Origin of the sequence: Hymenobacter sp. AT01-02 (assembly GCF_000961955.2) — a bacterium.
In the GTDB taxonomy this organism is placed as follows: domain Bacteria; phylum Bacteroidota; class Bacteroidia; order Cytophagales; family Hymenobacteraceae; genus Hymenobacter; species Hymenobacter mucosus.
Genome location: NZ_JZIR02000042.1, coordinates 1 through 17,806, shown reverse-complemented (window position 1 = coordinate 17,806; position 17,806 = coordinate 1). Strand labels below are relative to the sequence as shown.

General features: G+C 55.3%; 16 protein-coding genes. 7 read left to right on the top strand and 9 right to left on the bottom strand.

The genetic code is table 11. From position 1 onward, the window contains the following. Positions 1–13 precede the first annotated feature (13 nt). The 3 genes from VI25_RS14110 (at position 14) to VI25_RS14100 (ending at position 5,077) form a co-directional block, all read left to right on the top strand. Positions 14–4,306 carry a hypothetical protein gene (locus VI25_RS14110; protein WP_152981627.1) on the top strand — a complete coding sequence of 1,431 codons (4,293 nt, stop codon included), beginning with the start codon at positions 14–16 and terminating at the stop codon, positions 4,304–4,306. A gap of 23 nt (positions 4,307–4,329) precedes the next feature. Further along, the gene (locus VI25_RS14105; protein WP_055562592.1) at positions 4,330–4,665 is read left to right on the top strand and encodes a hypothetical protein; all 336 of its coding nucleotides are present in this window, start codon (positions 4,330–4,332) and stop codon (positions 4,663–4,665) included. Positions 4,666–4,726: 61 nt separating this feature from the next. Then, complete coding sequence (locus VI25_RS14100; protein WP_055562591.1) at positions 4,727–5,077, top strand: hypothetical protein; 351 nt, start codon at positions 4,727–4,729, stop codon at positions 5,075–5,077. A gap of 72 nt (positions 5,078–5,149) precedes the next feature. On the opposite strand, the gene VI25_RS14095 is transcribed toward VI25_RS14100, so the two are convergent. Next, positions 5,150–5,911 carry a hypothetical protein gene (locus tag VI25_RS14095; RefSeq protein ID WP_045687740.1) on the bottom strand — a complete coding sequence of 254 codons (762 nt, stop codon included), beginning with the start codon at positions 5,909–5,911 and terminating at the stop codon, positions 5,150–5,152. 222 nt (positions 5,912–6,133) lie between these two features. Here VI25_RS14095 and VI25_RS14090 point away from each other — a divergent pair, with 222 nt between their 5' ends. The 3 genes from VI25_RS14090 to VI25_RS14080 all read left to right on the top strand — a co-directional run bounded on the left by VI25_RS14090 (position 6,134) and on the right by VI25_RS14080 (position 9,327). After that, positions 6,134–6,490, top strand: coding sequence for a hypothetical protein (locus VI25_RS14090; RefSeq protein ID WP_045687741.1), 357 nt, complete (start codon positions 6,134–6,136; stop codon positions 6,488–6,490). Then, positions 6,491–8,800 (top strand): LamG-like jellyroll fold domain-containing protein, encoded by a 2,310-nt coding sequence (locus tag VI25_RS14085; RefSeq protein ID WP_045687742.1) that lies wholly within the window; start codon positions 6,491–6,493, stop codon positions 8,798–8,800. It begins immediately after the preceding gene. 215 nt (positions 8,801–9,015) lie between these two features. After that, complete coding sequence (locus VI25_RS14080; RefSeq protein ID WP_152981625.1) at positions 9,016–9,327, top strand: hypothetical protein; 312 nt, start codon at positions 9,016–9,018, stop codon at positions 9,325–9,327. Between the two features lie 58 nt (positions 9,328–9,385). On the opposite strand, the gene VI25_RS14075 is transcribed toward VI25_RS14080, so the two are convergent. Beyond that, the gene (locus tag VI25_RS14075) at positions 9,386–9,847 is read right to left on the bottom strand and encodes a hypothetical protein (RefSeq protein WP_045687744.1); all 462 of its coding nucleotides are present in this window, start codon (positions 9,845–9,847) and stop codon (positions 9,386–9,388) included. A gap of 208 nt (positions 9,848–10,055) precedes the next feature. Here VI25_RS14075 and VI25_RS25210 point away from each other — a divergent pair, with 208 nt between their 5' ends. Beyond that, the gene (locus tag VI25_RS25210; protein WP_161806947.1) at positions 10,056–10,226 is read left to right on the top strand and encodes a hypothetical protein; all 171 of its coding nucleotides are present in this window, start codon (positions 10,056–10,058) and stop codon (positions 10,224–10,226) included. Between the two features lie 248 nt (positions 10,227–10,474). Here VI25_RS25210 and VI25_RS14065 read toward each other — a convergent pair whose 3' ends face one another. From VI25_RS14065 to VI25_RS14025, 7 genes are all read right to left on the bottom strand, one after another. Next, positions 10,475–10,855 carry a hypothetical protein gene (locus tag VI25_RS14065; RefSeq protein WP_152981624.1) on the bottom strand — a complete coding sequence of 127 codons (381 nt, stop codon included), beginning with the start codon at positions 10,853–10,855 and terminating at the stop codon, positions 10,475–10,477. Positions 10,856–11,110: 255 nt separating this feature from the next. Continuing rightward, the gene (locus VI25_RS14060; protein ID WP_045687747.1) at positions 11,111–11,692 is read right to left on the bottom strand and encodes a hypothetical protein; all 582 of its coding nucleotides are present in this window, start codon (positions 11,690–11,692) and stop codon (positions 11,111–11,113) included. A 39-nt stretch (positions 11,693–11,731) separates the two neighbouring features. Then, a complete protein-coding gene (locus VI25_RS14055; RefSeq protein ID WP_045687748.1) occupies positions 11,732–12,793 on the bottom strand; it encodes a DUF6371 domain-containing protein in 1,062 nt (353 codons plus the stop codon). 137 nt (positions 12,794–12,930) lie between these two features. After that, entirely contained in the window at positions 12,931–14,325 is a 1,395-nt protein-coding gene (locus VI25_RS14045) for a DUF3987 domain-containing protein (protein WP_045687749.1), read from the bottom strand. Between the two features lie 398 nt (positions 14,326–14,723). Further along, positions 14,724–15,104 carry a hypothetical protein gene (locus tag VI25_RS14035; protein ID WP_045687751.1) on the bottom strand — a complete coding sequence of 127 codons (381 nt, stop codon included), beginning with the start codon at positions 15,102–15,104 and terminating at the stop codon, positions 14,724–14,726. Between the two features lie 172 nt (positions 15,105–15,276). Further along, positions 15,277–16,311 carry a hypothetical protein gene (locus tag VI25_RS14030; RefSeq protein WP_152981623.1) on the bottom strand — a complete coding sequence of 345 codons (1,035 nt, stop codon included), beginning with the start codon at positions 16,309–16,311 and terminating at the stop codon, positions 15,277–15,279. Between the two features lies 1 nt (position 16,312). Continuing rightward, complete coding sequence (locus tag VI25_RS14025) at positions 16,313–17,611, bottom strand: site-specific integrase (protein ID WP_045687753.1); 1,299 nt, start codon at positions 17,609–17,611, stop codon at positions 16,313–16,315. Positions 17,612–17,806 lie beyond the last annotated feature (195 nt).

Sequence of the window (17,806 nt, the reverse complement as noted above, 5' to 3'; positions counted from 1 at the left end):
CGAAGCGAAAGCAATGGAGGGACTCCATAAGCCGGTTTCTCCACAGGGCATGAACGGGCAGACCGACGACCTCTCGGCCTTCACCGACCCCAACGGCACCATTTCGCCCCAGTACCCCAGCCTCACGGACCGTTCCGCTACGGCCCTGAGCACGGTAGACCCACTGAGCCCCGAAGGCTTGCAGGCCGACGCGGATACGGACGGTAGCTTTGTAACGGGCCTCAAGTCCTTTCTCAACCAACTGGACCCGCGCAAGATTGCAGGTAACGTGGTGGACTACGCGGGCGACCTAGCCGACTGGTCCATGTACTCGTTTGTGCGGCCCGGCAAGGCGACCGACCAACTCGGCAAGGAGTTGCGCGACAAGGCCGACGCCAACGCGCTTAAACTCAACCGCAAGGCCAACGCCTCTATTCTCGACGAGCCCACCAACCCGCTGGCGTGGAGCAAGCTGCTCGGCGGTGGGGCGGGTTCCATTGTGCAGGTCGGAGCCGCTGCCGCGTTGGGTGGCCCCGGCGCGGGCATTGCGGCCGGTAGTGCGCTGGGTATTTCCGCCACCAAGGACGCGGCGCGGGAGGCCGGTATTGGTGACCAGGAGGCCGCGCTAACCGCCACGGTACTGGCCCCCATTCAGGGCGTACTCGAAGAAGTGGGCCTGGGCTTCATTACCAAGAACCCGGCCGCCCTCAAGCTGGTGCAGTCTGCGATTATCAAGCGGGCGCTGGCCTACGGGGAAGGCAAGCTAGCGAAGAACGCGCTGGTCAAGGCCGCCTCGGAACTCATGCCCGAAGTGGTGAAGAAGTACGCCACCCGCGCCGCTACCGGGGCCGCTGGCGAAGCCGTGACGGAAGGAGCGCAATCCTTGGTCGAAGGGGAGGCACAGATAGTAGCTGATGCAGCCCGCTCACCTGACGCCCCCGGTAAGTATGGCACAACGCAACTAGACGTTGCCCGCAAGGCAGGGGAATCAATGGCCGCCGCCGTGGTACTTGGTGGCGCGGCTGGCGGCTTTAACGCTGCCCCACAACAGGTCAATAGTACTGTTGGTCAGTTAGCCGAGACGTCTCCGTCAGTCAACCCATTGGCGGCCGTAGCCGCTCCTACTCTACAGGCAAGAGCTATTCAGAACGAACCTGCCATCAAGGCCCATCCCGTGGCTAAACTGAAGACAGGCGCCACGCTGTTGGCTGACTTTGCGCAGGATGGCACAGCCATTCGCGCTTACGATGAGCAGGGAGCAGAATATAGTTTGGAGGATCCCGCAGTGCGCCAGCGCGTGGAGCAAGCGGCACCTATTGCTGAAACCACGACAAATCAGGCTACGCCAGCCGCCTCAAACGCACTTACAGATACTGAAACGCAAGAAAGCGCGTATTCTGCGCCTATTTCATCACGCCCGTCCAGCTCCGCTTTAGATAATATGCTGCCGTCGGACAGCGAGGCACCATCAACTGCTGAAACGGTTGATACTCCTTCCCAGCTATTCTCCGTATCACTCCCTAACAACCCTATTGCCACATTAGAGGCTATAGACAATCCTTTTGGGGAAGCTGATAGCCCCGTCCCGGTGAACAGCCCATACTTCTCAGCAGAGGAATCCGCAGCCATCCAAAAGATGGTCAATGCCCTCGTTAAACAGGGCGTGGTAAAAACTCAGCGAGTGATTGCAGGTATGCGTGAGTCCGGCCTGACGGAAGAGGACGCCACCGACGCGCAATTATTTCCGGTAGTAAGGCAAGCGCTTAAAGATGCAGGTGTATTCCGCGCCAAGCAGAAAGCCCCTACTGGAACGTTAATAGGGGATGTTACCAGAGAGCGCCAGTCGATCCAACGCCTCGCTGCTGCGCCAGCGACGCCCGTCGCCCTCATGGAACGTGTGCGGGACGCCAGCCTCGATACGTACCAACCCCGCTCCTTGGCGGAAGCGGAAAAGGAGGTGGAGCACTATGTGCAGCGCGTGAGCTTAGACGAAGCTGTATCGCTTGCCATCAGCCCTGCAACTACTTTACATAGCGACGTCCGCACAGCCCTTCGCGTCAAGGTACTCAACAACTTAAGTAGACAAAGCGACGCTGCTCTCTGGATGGATGACCAAGCCGAAGCCGAGCGCCTGCTGGACCAGTCCTACGCCGTGGCCGAAGCCCTCGCCAAGCGGGGCACGGAAGCGGGTCAGGAAATCAACGCCTACAAGCTACTGGCCCGCCACTCGCCCGCCGCCGTGGTAGTAGCCGCCCAAAAAGAAGTGCGCCAGCAGCGGGACAAGAAAACGGCTGATGTAGCCGCGCAAAGCAAGCAGGTGGCGACCCGCGCCCGTGCAGTGCAGCGAGAAGTAGTGGACGCCACGCTGGAAAGTGAAGCCATTCAGAAGCTAAAGGCGCAACTGGAAGAAAAGACCAGCGAACTAGGGCGTCTGAAAAGCCAACTGGCTGAGGCCAACAAAAAGCTATCCGCTGGGCAGTTGAGTGGCAAGATTGCCCAAGTACGCCAGAAGCGGGCCAACCTGTGGGCCAACCTTAAGAAACTCAACAAGCAGGTCGGCATCATTGACCCCGCCCAAGAGCGGGCCGAATTACACGTTGCCATCTTCTCTACCTACCTGGACGAAGGTGTACTACAGCTTAAAAAACTGGTCCTGCGCTTTCGGGAGGAAGGCAAGCAGTTAGGCGTCGATGTGAACGACCCCAACCTAGAGCAGCAGGCCCAGCAAGCTATTGACGCCCGCATTGGCGAAAATGTACGGGCGGGTATCCGCGACCTAGGCGCCACGCTGGACGAGATCGTGCGCCGCCACGTTCGGGAGCAGGAAGAAACCGGCCGCACCTTGGCTGAAAAGCTCGTTGCGGAGGCAGGTCTAACCGACGTGGAAGCCGCCGCCTACGTAAAAGCCGTGGAAGCGGAGTTTGCCCGCCAGGTAGCCGCCCGCCGCGAGTCGGTGCTGGACCGTCTGCACAGCAAGCTCGGTGCGGTGCTGCCCAAACGCACGGTGAAAACGGCCCTCGAACAACTCCTAGGTACGCTGAACCTCGCGCCCATTGCCGACCAGCGGGTCACGGATATTCTGCAAGCCCAACTGGACCTGCCCCAGCTTACGCCCCAGGACGTGCAACACCTGCGCAAGCTGGCCGAAGCCGTGCAGACGGCCCCCACGGGCTTTCAGAAGGACGATGCGGTCAGTAAGCTTCTCGCGGCCCAGCAGAAAATCAAGGGCGTGAACCTGCTCGACATTGGCAACGCCATGTGGTACGCCAACGTGTTGAGTAACCCCAAAACGCACTTGATTAACCTGGTTGCCAACCTCCTGCAAACGGGCGCGGAGCTGGGCGTAAGTACTATCTACAACGCGGGGCAAGGAAGATTGGCTACGGCGCCCACCAAGGGCCTCGTGCGGGGCTTGCAGCGCGGCGTACTCGAAGCGCGGTCCGTGCTGGCTACCGGCCGGGAAGTAAGCCGCGACGGCAGCAAGTACGAGATTCCCGGCCTGCTGGAAACAATCGCCTTCACGGGCGGCAAGCTCAACCCCGCTTCCTACCTCAAGTACGTCACCCGCATGCTCCGCGCCGGGGACGTGCTGTTCTCATCGGGCCTCAAGGAAATGCGGGCCTACGAGCTGGCCGTGCGCGACGCGGTGGAGCAGCGCGGGGATGGGGAGCCCACAACCCAGACCTGGGAGCGCGTGTACGAAACGCTCTACTACACCGAAGCCCGCCTGCAAGCGGCCGAAGCCCAGGCCCGCACGGAAGGACTCACGGGCCTCGACTTCAAGCGCCGCGTGTTTGAGCTGGTGGAGGAATCCCGCCCCGACCAAGCAAGGCAGCAAGCCCGCAACTACGCCGTGCGGGCCGTGTTCAACGGCGACGTGAAGGGGGCGCTGGGTGTTGTGGCTACGGGTATTCAGATGATTACAGAACACTTTACCTTTCAAACCAGATATGGTGATTTCAAGCCAGGAAAGTATGTTGTCCCGTTCACGCGAGTTATTACCTCGGTCGCCAATGCGTACCTAGACTACACGCCAGTAGGAGCCTTGCGTGCTGCAAAAGGTTCTACCCTGTTTGGGGGCAAGGCGGAGTGGGCAACGCAAGAGCAGTACACGACTGAGCAGCGTCATAAGCTTCTTATTAAGTCAACTATAGGAGCCGCCACCTTAATTGCTGCCTATGCCTTATCCCATGAAGAAGATGAGGATGGTAAGGTAACGATGGAGATTAGTGGGGCGGGCACGGGCAACTTTAATAAGGACGCCCAGCTAAAGCTTACTGGTTGGCAGCCCTACTCCGTTAAATGGAAGGCTCAGACACCTGGGTAAGTTACGCCAACTGGCCTTTTGCCATGATGCTCTCCGCAGCGGGGAACGTGAGTGATGGTGAAAAGTATCGAGACGAGAGAATTGAAAACAGTGACGATGCACTGAACGCGGTCTTCGTAAACGCCTTCCGCGCGCTGCAATACACCAAGGATATGACGGTCCTGAAAGGGGCCGCTAACTTCTTGTCTGTACTCGAATCGAGAAATACAGATCAGGTCATGCGATGGGCGGCCAATCAGACAACCTCCGCCGCCACCGGCTACGTACCTTCTCGGCGCTACAAGCTCAACTGGTCAAGGACTACGATGCACTCAATCAAGTGGGTAAGAAGGACGCTCGCACCTTATCCGACAGACTAGTACAGAACATTCCCGTAGCGCGGCAGGGCCTCACCGACGCCGTGGACGTTCTCGCGACTCGGTGCCCCAGGATACGGACCGCATTTTTAGTAGTCCCCCAATACGCGACGCGGAAACGCAGCGGGTGTGGGACTTTCTGCGCGACCACAAGCTGTTTATTTCCGTGCCGCCCCGCACGGTGGGTAGCACAGCCATTCTGCACTTCACCAAGCGCACGGAAAAGCAGATGAGCGACGACGAGTACTACCGCTTCATGAAACTGCGCGGGGCCTTCATCAAGCAACGCCTGCTTGGCTTCACCGCCCGCCCCGTGGGCACGGCCACGCCCGCCCAACTGCAAAAGCAGCTTAACAAGCTCACGGAAGAAGCCACCAAGCGGGCCAAGGTCCAAGCCATCGTCTACGGGCAGTAACCGCACTCCTTCCCCCGGCCACGCCTACTGCGCATCATGCGTCAATAACAAAGGAAGTTTCTATGGCCTTTATCAAGCTACTTGCTTCGTTATAGTATTCGTGCTGGGCTCGTATGTGAAGCCATACTTATGCCCGTAAAAGCAATACAGGCGAATCCGGTCCCGCTCTTCGGTAAAGTGAATAAGCTGGCCATTGAGTGCCTCAATGCCGTGCTTTTTGGCCCGTTTCAGCACATAATCCATCGCGAGTGAATTGCCTCCCCGGCTTCGATGCTGCTGCCCGTCATTGTACACATCGATGGTATAGCGGTTGCTCCCGATCGTAGTTGTGACCACAATCCGAGCAATAAATGCGCTATTGCCGTGCTGACCAGCGTCCTTCGGGTTGAACACAAAGACCGTAAAGTTGTCAGCTTCGTCGGTTGGGTCGTCCGTAAACAGGTACACCTTTTCTTTATCGGCCACGGCAGCCTCTTCTACCGGTTTGCGGCATTCAGGTATCGGATCAAATGCGTGTTTGAAGTTGGCAGGAAAGGGAATAGCTGGCTCTTCGGGATAAGCGGCCGCTTTCCGCACTTCTCCTTCTCCCACCAGCCGCCATTCATTCACGTGCTGTAGAAGAAAATCGAAGGCCTCCTGCGCACGACGAAGCTCCTGTTTTAGATTCTCTTCGCGGCTCTCTGCCAGCTTCCATCGATTAACCGCTTTCCCGAGTTCCTCGGTCCGTGTCGCTACGTCTTGCTTGGCCAGCGTGTAGGAAGTCCACCACCAGCGTAGACCAAAACAAAGCATGGCGGCGATAACAATACCAATAGGTAGTAGCGGAAGACTCATAGGTGAACTAGACGCAATAGGTAGCCAAAACAGTAGTTACGGCTGTGCACTAGCAAGAGGCCAGCAGAGACGGGTAAGCAAGCCTAAAATCCAAATCACATTTGAATAAATATCTAATTATCAATAGTTTATATTAAAACCAGAACAGCCTAAAGCCTCACCGCTTAGCCGTATCTTGTATAGAGACGCAACACGGCGTCCCCTAACTTGCTACCGCCGCTAATGGCAGAAATTACCCCCTTTACCCCCGTTCTTCGCCCCGGCCAGTCCAGCCACGAGGTGACTGGCCAAGTCCCCGCCCACTCACCCACCAGTACCCTATCCGATGGCTGCGACACCCTCGTGTTGTGCGATCCTCGCGACGGATTGGCCGCGGAGTTTACTGAATTCTACACGCTGCCCGCTACGGCTACCCCGACGGTTCACTTCTCCGTCGGGGAGGGTGCCGTGCATATTCTGCTCAATGGCACTTGGCAGTTGCTTCCGGCCAGTATTCCCGCCGCTACCCCTTTTCGGCTGGCTGTGCTGCGCCTCAACAACCTCGCTTTTTACGCTACCATCACCCTCACCTACGCGTAAATGGCCACGTTGATTGCAACCCGAATAGACCCTGCCTTACGCAATGGTCCTGTTGAAAACGTGTTCTACGTTTCCCAACACGGGGCGCTGGGCGGCGCCAACTTCCTGACCGGCGCCGTGCCCACCACCGACGACACCGCCAAGCTACAGGCCTTATGCAGCCGGAACGGGCCGAAGCACATTGTGATTGACCGCGTGTGTCCAACCAGCGCTCCGCTGAAGCTCAACTCTGACACCACGCTTGAATGTATTAATGGCGGGGCGATTGTGCTCAAGCCAGGCAGCAACTGTAACGTTCTAGAGGATGCGACTTACAGCACGACTACGGGCCTGTACACCACCCGCAACCTCGCCTTAATAAACCTGCGGGTGAATGGCAACGGCTTCGCCAACGGGGCCTTCCAGCAGATTCATCACCGCCCCGACGGCTGGAACGTTATCCTGCGCTTGACAGGTGTAGAAAACGTGATGCTGGTCAATCCGTGGTTTCGCAACGCTCGCACGTTTTGCTGCTTTATGAACAACTTCCACGCGGTGCGCGTGATGGGCGCGTTCATCAACCAACCTAGGGAGGCCCCTTACGGCAACCTCGACGGCATGAAGTTCTGCGGTCCGTACTCGGATTTGCGGGTGGTGGGGGTGCGCGGTTACGCTAAGGACGATATTATCAGCACAGTAGGCTGTGACATTTGGGTGCCTACCGCCGCACAACTCCCCGCTGGCGGCAACGAAACCAATACGGGGGTAGACCCACGGGCGACCTACGGTACGGCTACGAACGGCTATATCAGCAACGTGGTATTCGAGGACACGGCCATGTGCATTCGGGTCATGAGCAAGAACTCGCTGGTAGATAACCACACGTTTGAGAACATCAGTGGCTCGACTCAGGGAGGGGTGTTCCTCATTGACAACTTTACCATCGGCGGGGCCACGCCTAACTTTCTCTACGACCCCGCACCGGGTGATGGGGGCGGCAACCTCAGCACGCTCACCTTCAAGAACGTGAACGTGACGGGCCTGGTCGGCCAAAACGGGCTGGGCTTCTTCGCCCTCGGCGGGCGCATTCGGGACCTGGAGTTCATCGACTGCCATTTTCTGGATACCAGCAGCGGCGAACCCTTTATCCGCGTGCACACAGGGGCACAAATCAACAACCTGCGGGCGCAAGTCAAGGCCTTCAGCGGCAGCAACAGTATTGTCGATGTAGTCCGCAGCAGTGGGCAGATCACCAACCTGTTTCTGAACGCAATTAGTTACGAACGATCCGCTCAGGCCAACAACAGCGCTATCTTCCGCCAGGAGGCCGGCGCCACGAGCCGCATTATCACGACCGGGCTGTTTTCGCGCCGCACGGGTGCACATTTGGCGTGGAGTGGTGGCGGCATTGGGCTAGTGCACAGCACAGGGGCCAGCGGTACGGAGATGTTGAGTGCGGGCGGCACGACCCACGGCCATATAGACTTGGGGGGCAAAACCTTGACTGCCGCTACCCTGTCGGGCTTCTCGCCGGACCTGAGCACGCACCACAACGGCAGCATTACCTTCACCCGGGGCGATGCGTTCACCTCTACCGTCACCACCCCGCCACCTACGACGCCGACCCCGCCGCCACCCGGGGAAGGCGACGCGGTCACGAGCTATCCCAAGACCAACCTCACGGCGTTTTGGGAGTTCAACGAGGTGGATGGCGCTTTCCTCTCCAGCGTGGGTTCTCACCCCCTCGCCCGCGTGAATGGGGTCACCACCACGACTGGTAAGCAGGGCACGGCCGCCGCCTTCAACGCCGCCGCTACCCAGCGCCTGACCGGCGAAGCAGACCCTTTCTCGGCGAATACGGCCATGACCATCTACGGCTGGGCCAAAATCACCAACACGTCCCAGACGCAAGTGCTGGTGTCCAAGTGGGTGGAGGGCAACACTGCTCAGCAGGAATACGTCTGCTACTACGACCACACCGCCGCCAAGCTCAAGTTCAACGCCCGTACGACGAGCGGGGTGCTGGAAGCGGCTAGTGCCATTCCCGCCTTTGATACGTGGTTCTTCTTCGCCATGCGCTGGAATAGCAACCGCATCTACCTCACCATTAACGCGGCGTTCCCCTCCACCCAAGGAGTGATTAGCGAAGCGGCCACGGGTGCCATCACGGCCACATCAGCTATTCTGACCCTCGGGGGCTACTCCGAGTCGGCGACCACGACCTTCAGCGGACTCTTGGATGAGGTGGGCTTTGCCCAGCGGGCCTACATCGAAAACGAACTGATCTACCTCTACAACCAAGGGGCGGGTCGGGCTTTCCCCACGCCTTAAACCAGCAGGGGCAGCATAAGCGCTGGCCCCACCCTGTACCCGTACCGCTCCACCCACTCGCCAGCCTTGGACCCGCCCTGTCACACGATGGGGCGGCTTCATGTTCAGCGCCACCCATCTGTGTCCGCACCTGATGGGGGTGCCGGGCGGGCCGCCTGTACCCATGTGATGAGCGGAAATCCTATTCCTACCTACTTATCCAATCTTCCTTCGCCGTGACACAACCTAGTTGCTTGTACCCTGGTGAAACCGGCCAGGGTATCTATTTCGAGGGTCGGCCGGGCACGGCGCTGCTGCTACCGGAATTGCCGTATTCAGCTGACCCAACCGCTGAGCTTGGCCTCCAGCAGGTGTTTCTGGGTGACACGTGGCAAGGCAGCTTGCTGTTCTATAACACCCCGGATCGTATCGATTATCCCTTTGCCATCATGGCCGAAAAGCAGTTGTACATCTGGCACCAGAACGCGGACGGGAACGCGCAGGACCTGACCCTGCAAGCGGATGCAGTAGTCCGGTTGACGTTGTAAGCAAACAAGCCCGTAGCAATGCCACAGGCTTGTTTCACACACGTAGTAAGTTCTTCGTTTAGGCCGCCTGTTGCAGGGCGTTCACCGCAACGGGCACGGCCCGGCCAATCAGCCACAGGGCGCGGATATCCTTCACATCCCACTGCTCGGTCAAGTCCTCGTGGCTGGTATGAACAAAAATCACCTCTCGGTCCTGCTCATTCACTTCTAGAACTCGGCCCACATTCGTAGCTAGGTCGCTGTAGTACGCGGAGCCGGAACCCACGTGATCCTCGTGCTCGTAATAGGTAGAGTACAGTACCAGCGTACCAACCGTTAACCACTGCCACACGCTCAAGGGCTCGCAGACGGCGTACACGTCCTGGTCAATCTGCGCCAGGGCGGCAGGTACGTGTAGGATTCGGCAGCCCCGCCGAATCTCGTCTTCGGTCAGTTGCACGGCCGGGCACATGTCCAAGGGGGCGAGGTAGCGGCTCTCATCGTGCTGGCGATTCTGGGGGGAGGTTGTGTTGGCTTTCATTACCTTTACTGTGAAGTGTTTGAGAGTCGGCGTTAGCGCGCCGTTTTCGAATGTTAGAGGTCACCTGTTAGCGCGGGTGGCCTCTTTCCCTTTTGATGATGTGTTAAAGGTAGTATTTAATCCCAACAAGAAAAATATTTACCCCATATTTATTTTGTTGTTTTTCTTGTTGCGTCTAAACATATCAGCTACCCCCTATATTTGCTGCATGGAACACCCCCCTAGAAAGCAAGGACGACCAACCAAAGACCCCGCTCGGCACAAGCGCAACCGGGGTATATCCATGACGGACGCCGAGTATGCGAAGCTGATTGAACTAGCCACGGCCGAGAATAAAGGCATCAGTGAATACATCATTACTAAGCTAGGCTTGTCCTGATGGCAGGAAGCTATTGCGTGCGGATGCTTCTTTACCGTTTCCCGCTGGACACTTTGCTTTGGTCCGCACTTCCTGACCGCTTTCCCTTCCCCACGACTACACGTTACGAAGTAAACAGGCTGGTGCAGTAGCCAACCAGTTGGGGGAGGGGTGCTGATTCTAGGGTACCCGGTTCGTTTAGATCGGCTTTCCCTTGGGCCTAGCCCGCACAGAACCCCCCACTTGGTCTTTCATCCCACCTACGCGGCCTACAAACACCCCGGGGTGAGCTTCCGGGCTTGCTCGCGCATACTGCGTTGCAACTCCCAGGCAATTCCACAGCCCGTTGTCGTTAGGTGGAGCTGACGGGCAGCGCGACGACGCGGCGCCTCCCGACGCAGGTAGCCCGTAGCCTCCAGGTGGCGCACATGCTCGCGCACGGTGGACGTGGAGAGCCACCCCGTACACAACTGAGGCGTCGTCGGCCACTGCCCGTTTTCCTCGCGCATCACATTAATAGCCAGCAGTAAGAGCATGGCAGCGGGCAATAGCGTATGTTCCGCCTGCATGTGGCGCAACGCAACGGGGGCCATCACGGCGTACAGGAAAGGATTTGGGTCGTGTCTCGACCGTTTGGTATAGGGAGGCATGAAAAGCGCGTGGTTGCTGGTGTCAGGGCCGTTTTAGGTGAGTCAGTGCGCGGGGCATTTCACGTAATTCCAGCGGGCAGTAGGATACTGGGAGAGCGGGTGAAAGGCCAGGAAGGGGCTTAGCACTCAATCACACCCACGCAGAAGAAAAAAAACGGTATCGACCTGGGGGTGGGGTGCCAATTAGAGGGTACCCGGTTTTTGAGAGAGGTACCTTTCCGGCGTACTGGACCTATTGTTACTACCCGGCTCTTTTTATTGGGAGACGGGCACACAGCCTTCGTAGTGAAGCCACTGGTGTAGCTCCTCTTTCGTTATGCTGGCTGCTATCCGAGCGCGGGTCTGCGCTACCCACTCCGGCAGGTGAAGAATGGGCCAGAGCAGTTGGCGCTTTTCCGCAACTCGTTGTTCAGCCTGTAGTCGAAGCTTCGCTAACACTCGATTTCGTCCGGCTTCCGTCTGGCGGTGATTTGCCGGTTGGCAGGCTTCTTCGTCCGCCTTTTTCAGTGTGCGTAGACGGTAGGACTCTAGTAGGGCTTCTGCAAACTCGGTCAACTCCGACGAAGGACCTAGTTTCGGCTCGTAAGCAGTTAGAACACGTAGTAAGGTATCAGGCCAGGCGCTGCCGTCGTGGTCCTCACACCGTACGGCGCGTAAGTCGTCACAGATCGCGCCCAGCGTACCAGCCTCGTGCAGGAGCAGGTGTGCCACCCCAATGGCGCGCTGCAATCGTGCTTTTTGAGTGGGCTTGTTTGTAAGCCGATACTGCTGTACCAGCCGTTTACGGTGTTTGCGAATCTTGCCAGCAAAGTAGTTGCTGCTATAGAGTAGGTTCATGGTAAAAGGGAGCAGGTCAGAGAGTAGTAAGGCAAGGTACTATTGCTTGAGGTCCCAGCTTGGTGGGTAGCCGGGGTGCTGCGCCAGGATTAAATCAGCCAAATCGTAACCGTCCGCCTTCTGTTGTTGCGTGGCGGTGGTTTCGAGGTAGTCAGACACATGCACATCGTAGTTTAGCCCACGTAGTTCAGCGGCTTTAGTAGCCCATAAGTGATAGGCACGACCGTTGGTAGAGGCGTCAGGCCATAGCACAATGCGTCGGTTCTTTACTGGCTGTAGCCGTTCGGCGGTGAGGTTAGAGAGAGACCCCACGGCCAACCAAGTAAAGGCGGGCATATAGGGCGTGGCCAGGATGGCCGTCTTGGGTGCTTCAGTAATAGCGACCGGTTTACTTGCGGGTGCCTCTGCTAATTGTGTGAGTCCATAGAGGCAAGGCGATTTTGCGACTTCAGGTCGTGTGTACTCACGTAACCATTCCGGCACGGATTGTCCCTGCTTCTGGTGCGCTTTCTCTAATGCTTTGTGAATCCACGATGTACACCGACGAGTACTCCCATCCCCCAGCTTCTGCTTGGCGGTGTGGCCATTCTCATCAAAGAGCACCACTTGCCCACCTCGCACCCGACCTAATTCGTCACGCTGCCAAAAAATGGTAGCACCCTGCCAGTAATTAGAAGACCCGATCTGAAAGCGGCGTAACAAACTATCGGCTTCTCCCCCACCGTACAGCCTTCCAAGCATTCGGGCAAAGGCGTTGCTTTGATAGTGACTCATGGACTGCTGTACTATCTCTTCTGGGATAATGCCCAGCGGTGCCACGGGGACAGGGGGTGTCCTACGGTACGCCGCGCTGTATGATGTTGTCATCTGGCCTTGGCGGATCTCATCGGCATAGCTTTGACCAGTGGCACCCTTGTCGTATGGGTTGAGATAGTAGCCGCATTTATCTTGTCGGTCACAGCGGCCAAACCGTTCCGGCAGCAAGTCGCCGGTCAGGCTATCGAGGTATCGAGTAAACCGGTGGGGGTGTTGGCAGTTGGGGCAGGTGTAGCGGGTTTTCTTACCGGCCCAAGGTTGTAAGGTGTAACGTGGTGGGTGCATGAGCAGCGGTTGAAGGGCCGCGCAGGTGCGTAAAGTGCGTAGTGCGTAAAAAAATTACGCACCTACTTTCAGGGCATCTTGTGGACAGAAGTCCATGCGTAATTTTTCTACGCACTTTACGCACCCCAGCCCGTTGATTAATTTGATTTAAGCCAGTTGCGCACTGTTCCTTCTACTACTCCCAGCCTGATGGCAATCTTTCGGTTAGACTCCCCTTCCCGGTTTAGCTCAACCGCCTGCCGACGCATTGCCTCCCGTGCCGTGGTCCGCGCTTGAGGAGCAGGAGCTTCGCGGGGCATTCGGGCAAACAGAGCTAAGGCGTGGCGGCGGTACACATCCGCCAGCGTTAACGCAGTGGCAAAGTCATCATCTGCGCACACTAGTCTTCCAGCCGGCAGGAGTCCACAGTCCGTTTGCCGGAGGAGAGTAAGTAACATAGCCAATCGGAAAGTTGACAGGCCTAATCGCTTAATGATGCCACCTGACTCTTCTCCATATACTGCAACAGCGTCGGCTAGTGCTTGACGTCCAGCCTCATTGAGTTGATCCCATTGGGTAGAAGTTAGCTCTACTATCACGGGCTCCGTTACAGTGGCAAGGAGTTCCGTGACGACTTCGCTTAGCTGGTCGAAGTGCTGCGAAAGATTGCCCCGACCATTGTTAGGAGCAACGCTTCTCCACGTTTGGGCTGGGTTGCAGAAATAGAATAGAAACCGACTAAACAACCCATTTTCAGCGGACGGAATGATGCCTCGTACTTGACCCAACGTGGCAGTCAGAACAGTGGCTAGTACTGGGCTATTGACCTCCAAGTGTTCACGGCCTGTTTTGCGTTGGCTAGTGACAGGTTCATGGTGAAAAGCCTTACGGAGTATATCGGAGAAATTACCCCACTCCTGTTTCAAAGGCCCAGCCAACGTATCCCCCTCGGTTTCACACATAATCAAGTGCCCCTCATTGTCATTCAAGGCACCTAGAATAGATGCTGCACTGCTGTTGGCCGGGACAAATAATTGGCGAAACTTAGGCGGTGCAGGTGGTCCGTCAGATGGCGTCAGCAACTGAGAAGCTTTGCTGGCTGTGCGCTTTTGCTGGTTGTACTGGTCCAACTCAATCTCATGGAGTTGAAAGGCCTCCTTGCTTTGCGCTACCCATGCAGCATGAGTCGGATAAGCTAGCTTACGAGCCATGTTCATCCCTCCCTTACCGTTAGCAGCAGGAGCAATGACGAATACGTACAAGGCAGCCCACACTTTCAGCCCGTCATATTGTCCTGTCAAGGTTGGGAAGCAACCAGATAATACGCCTAGTATGCTGGTTAGAGCAATGTCCCGCTCGTGTCCGGCGTGGTAGGGTTGAACTCCTCGTTGCAGAAGCAGAGGCAGTGTTTCATATACCTCATCAGGAATCGTAGGAGTATCAAGCAGATGCGTATCATCACCCACTAAGAGGTTTTCGGAAGCATCAGCCGCCACTTGAATTGCGTGTGCTTGCAGGGCTTCGATAGTTGGGCCTTGTTGCTGGTTATGCATTGGCGTGGCCCTCCCCTACCTACTTCGCTTTCGTGGGCTGCTTTGACTTTGCCCCAACACTTCGGCGAGGCTTCGTTGCAATTGCCTTGCGGATGGGTTCCAAAACGACCGAACTGGTCTTAGTTACCTGGGTTAGGTCCAGAGTGGCCCATTCAGGGTAAGTCTGTTTTAGATTGTCACTCAACAAAGCCACAATACAACCCTCCAATTCCGTTTCTGTCAAATAAAAACGGCGGCACACGTTGGCTGTCCCAGTCGAGCTAAACGCCAAAACCGGTACGGAGACTAGCAAAGAATAAAGGGCTGGTTTCTCTTTCAGAATTGCCCATCCTTGCGTAACTTGGTTCTGTAACTCCCCAGCTACAGAAACTATCATCGCGTTAGTCGTTCCCATACGGCTAACGCGTTTTGTTTGTAGTAGCCTTCCGACGAGCATGCAGCCGGGTACCATCCGGTTTCGTGCGGGCCTTCAAGGCAGCCAGCACTTCCGGCCGGGAATAGAATACGCGACGGCCTACCGTAAGCGGGTTTAGGATGCCTTCTTTCTCCCAGTTACGCGCCGTCTGTGTGCAGATATTGAACTCAGCACGCAATGCGTGACGCGTCATTATTTTTTCCTGTTGCGTCTGTTCTTGCTGAGCAAGTTGCCACTTGCGCATCTCATCGACTACCCATTGACCAACCGCTTCTTTTAAAGAAGGGAAAAGTGTAGCCAGCAGTGTGGCTTGGTCGGCAGGGAGTGGAACTCCGTAAGGTGGGGGGGTGTGGTAAGGGTTCATACTTGCTTCTTGCGTTTGGTTAAACTAGAAGCACAAGTTGTTACTATTTGATAGCTAGTAACTTACTGTCGATTATATGTCGAATGCATGTCGGTTAAAAAACACCTAATGTCGTGAGCGTATCAACTTAATAAGTAATCAATGTCTGTTGCATGTCGATCAGATGTCGACCTTACTTTATGTGCCCATACTTGCTCAATAGCTTTTCAGCTTGCTCAAGCTCTTGCTTGTATGCCGTAGTCTGTGAAACCCTCAACCGGCTGGTCCCCTCTCTAGAAATTCCATAAAGAGCAAGCAGATACTCATCAGCCTGTCCCACAGTTGACTTAAGCTTGTTGTAATTTCCTAGTGCTCTTACGAGAGCCTGTACAGATTGTATGGTGGCGGCCGAAGTGGCCTTATCATTAGCCCCGACTATTCCCATCGCCTGCGCAATTACGTTACAATCCTGGAGACCAAATCCTGCGGCGAAAACTAAGTCTTTGGCTTTCTTGTCCAACGGATCAATTTCATTATGTATAGTTGGTACACCCTCCGCTTCTGAAGCCACGGAGTTTACGATTTGCTCTGCTTTAATATTGCTATCATATGGGTCTATCATTACTCCATCGGTTGCATCGTAATAACGGATTGCATCATAAGTCGTGCCTTGCCTCTTTTTAATTTTAATCCAGCGACGCACACAGTCAGCCATTTTCACGTGGTGAATAGAACCCACGTATACATCCTGAGTAGAGCAATTGTAAACTTCGTGCAGGTTTGTAAAAGAAACTCCGTTTCGTGGAGTCCCCACTTGGATAATGGAACTGTTTGATAATAGTATAGTAGCATACTGCTCAGTCATTAAACCGACGCTTTCTGCTTTCAGTAGTAACCCTTCCACGTAGTCACGATCTTCTTCATCGCCATAAAATTCGTCTTCTAGAAAAGAATGCAGCCATTCTGGTCGGCTATTAAAAACATTATCAACGAAGTATTTAAAATAGAACATGCTGTCATAAGGCACAGGTGAATCTCTTTGATTATAGCCGCTTTGATTATTATCTGCATGCTTTGAATCCTCATACCAATACATATAATCATTAGCAGCAAAAGTCCCTATCCCCAAGCCGCCATGAGCTTGAATGTACTTTTTACCCATTAGCTCTCTATAAACTCGAGCAAAATGTATGCGTTCTAATGTGGTGGCCCCCTTGTAACGTGGCATATTATCCGTCTTTATTAATTGGCTTCTTCAGCCACATTTTGCTTATTTCGTCTCGCTGGTGAGTATCCTGTAGCTGGAGATATCTACGTAAGCTCTTAAAGTCTTTGTGACCAGTTGAGCGCATTAGAGCGGGTAACGACACTCCTCGCTCAATAGCGATGCTACAGTACGTCTTCCGACCTGTATGACTGCTTATTAAACTCCATTTGGGCGGGGCTTCGGCCTCTCGTTTTCCAGCCCGCCAGCTCACCCATTCCGTAGGGGTATCAATTTCAGCCCGCTTACACAGCTCCTTGACGAAAGCGTTGAACTTCTGATTGGTAATAGCATGCACTTTACCTGCCCAAAGGTCCTCTAAGATGCGGCGGGCTTTCGGGCTTACAGGGATAGTTAGTGTATCACGGGTTTTCTGAGTCGTGATGCGCAAGAAGTCGCCTTTATCATGCTCAGGCCGCAATGCGGCTACGTCAGAGAATCGCAGGCCAGTCCAACAACTGAGTAGGAATAGAGAACGAACGTTGTTGAGATAATGGCCTTCCGGCAGCGTGAGCTCTTCCAATTGCCGTAGTTCAGCAGCAGTCAAGGCAACGATGGAGGATTCTCGCTTCGCCCAACGCCACTTGGTGAATGCTTCATTCCTGGTTCTTCCGCAGTCTACAGCGTCCTTCAAAAACTGTTTTGTCTTATCTACCTGCTTCGAAAGAGAGTTGTCCGTTAGCAGCGCTACATTTAGTAAGTAGCTCATGAAGCGGTGCCCAAAATCGGCGCTTAGATCGTCGTACGAAAGAACTTGACCACGCGCGCCTTCGGGCGTACTGGCCCAAAACTTAGTTAGATGTCCAAGTGTCGTCTTAAAGCTCTTAATAGTCGCCGCCTGCTTGGTAAGTCTATGACGTTCAATGAAAGCGGCAAAATCAACTAATGGCTCCGGCTGGCGTTGTTCGAGAACACCTTCTTCCGCTTGTTTCGGCTCAATGACAGCCCGCAGCTCTTGCACCGTAGGAAGTACGCCAATCGCCATTTGGTCCCGATGGTATACCCGCAAGTTTTCGCGCATAGCGTCTAGGCGCTGATTCAAGCTATCGTTGTCTTCCGCTAGCTTCCTCCGCTCTACCTTGTCTTTTACCTCAGACGGGGCAAATACTATGCGTAGCCGCTGCTCTTGACTTAGCCAGTGGGATGGAAGCACGCTGATACTTGTATATACCTTCGCACGGCAACCATTAGCTGATATCATGAAGAAGAGAGGTGTTGCAACCGTAGCCTTCGGTTCTTTGAGATATGTTTTGATTGTTGCCATATTTCTGAGGACCTTTGTCCCCTGAAAGATACAAAACCTAAACAATAAGGGGACACAATAGGGGACGCAAGTCTGACACCAAATGTGTAACCCAGACAAATAAACATGCCTCATAGCTTTAAAAAGAAGATATTTAAGCACCTAAAAACGAACTACTGTCATAGGTTCGATTCCTGGCGCGACCACTCAAAAGCC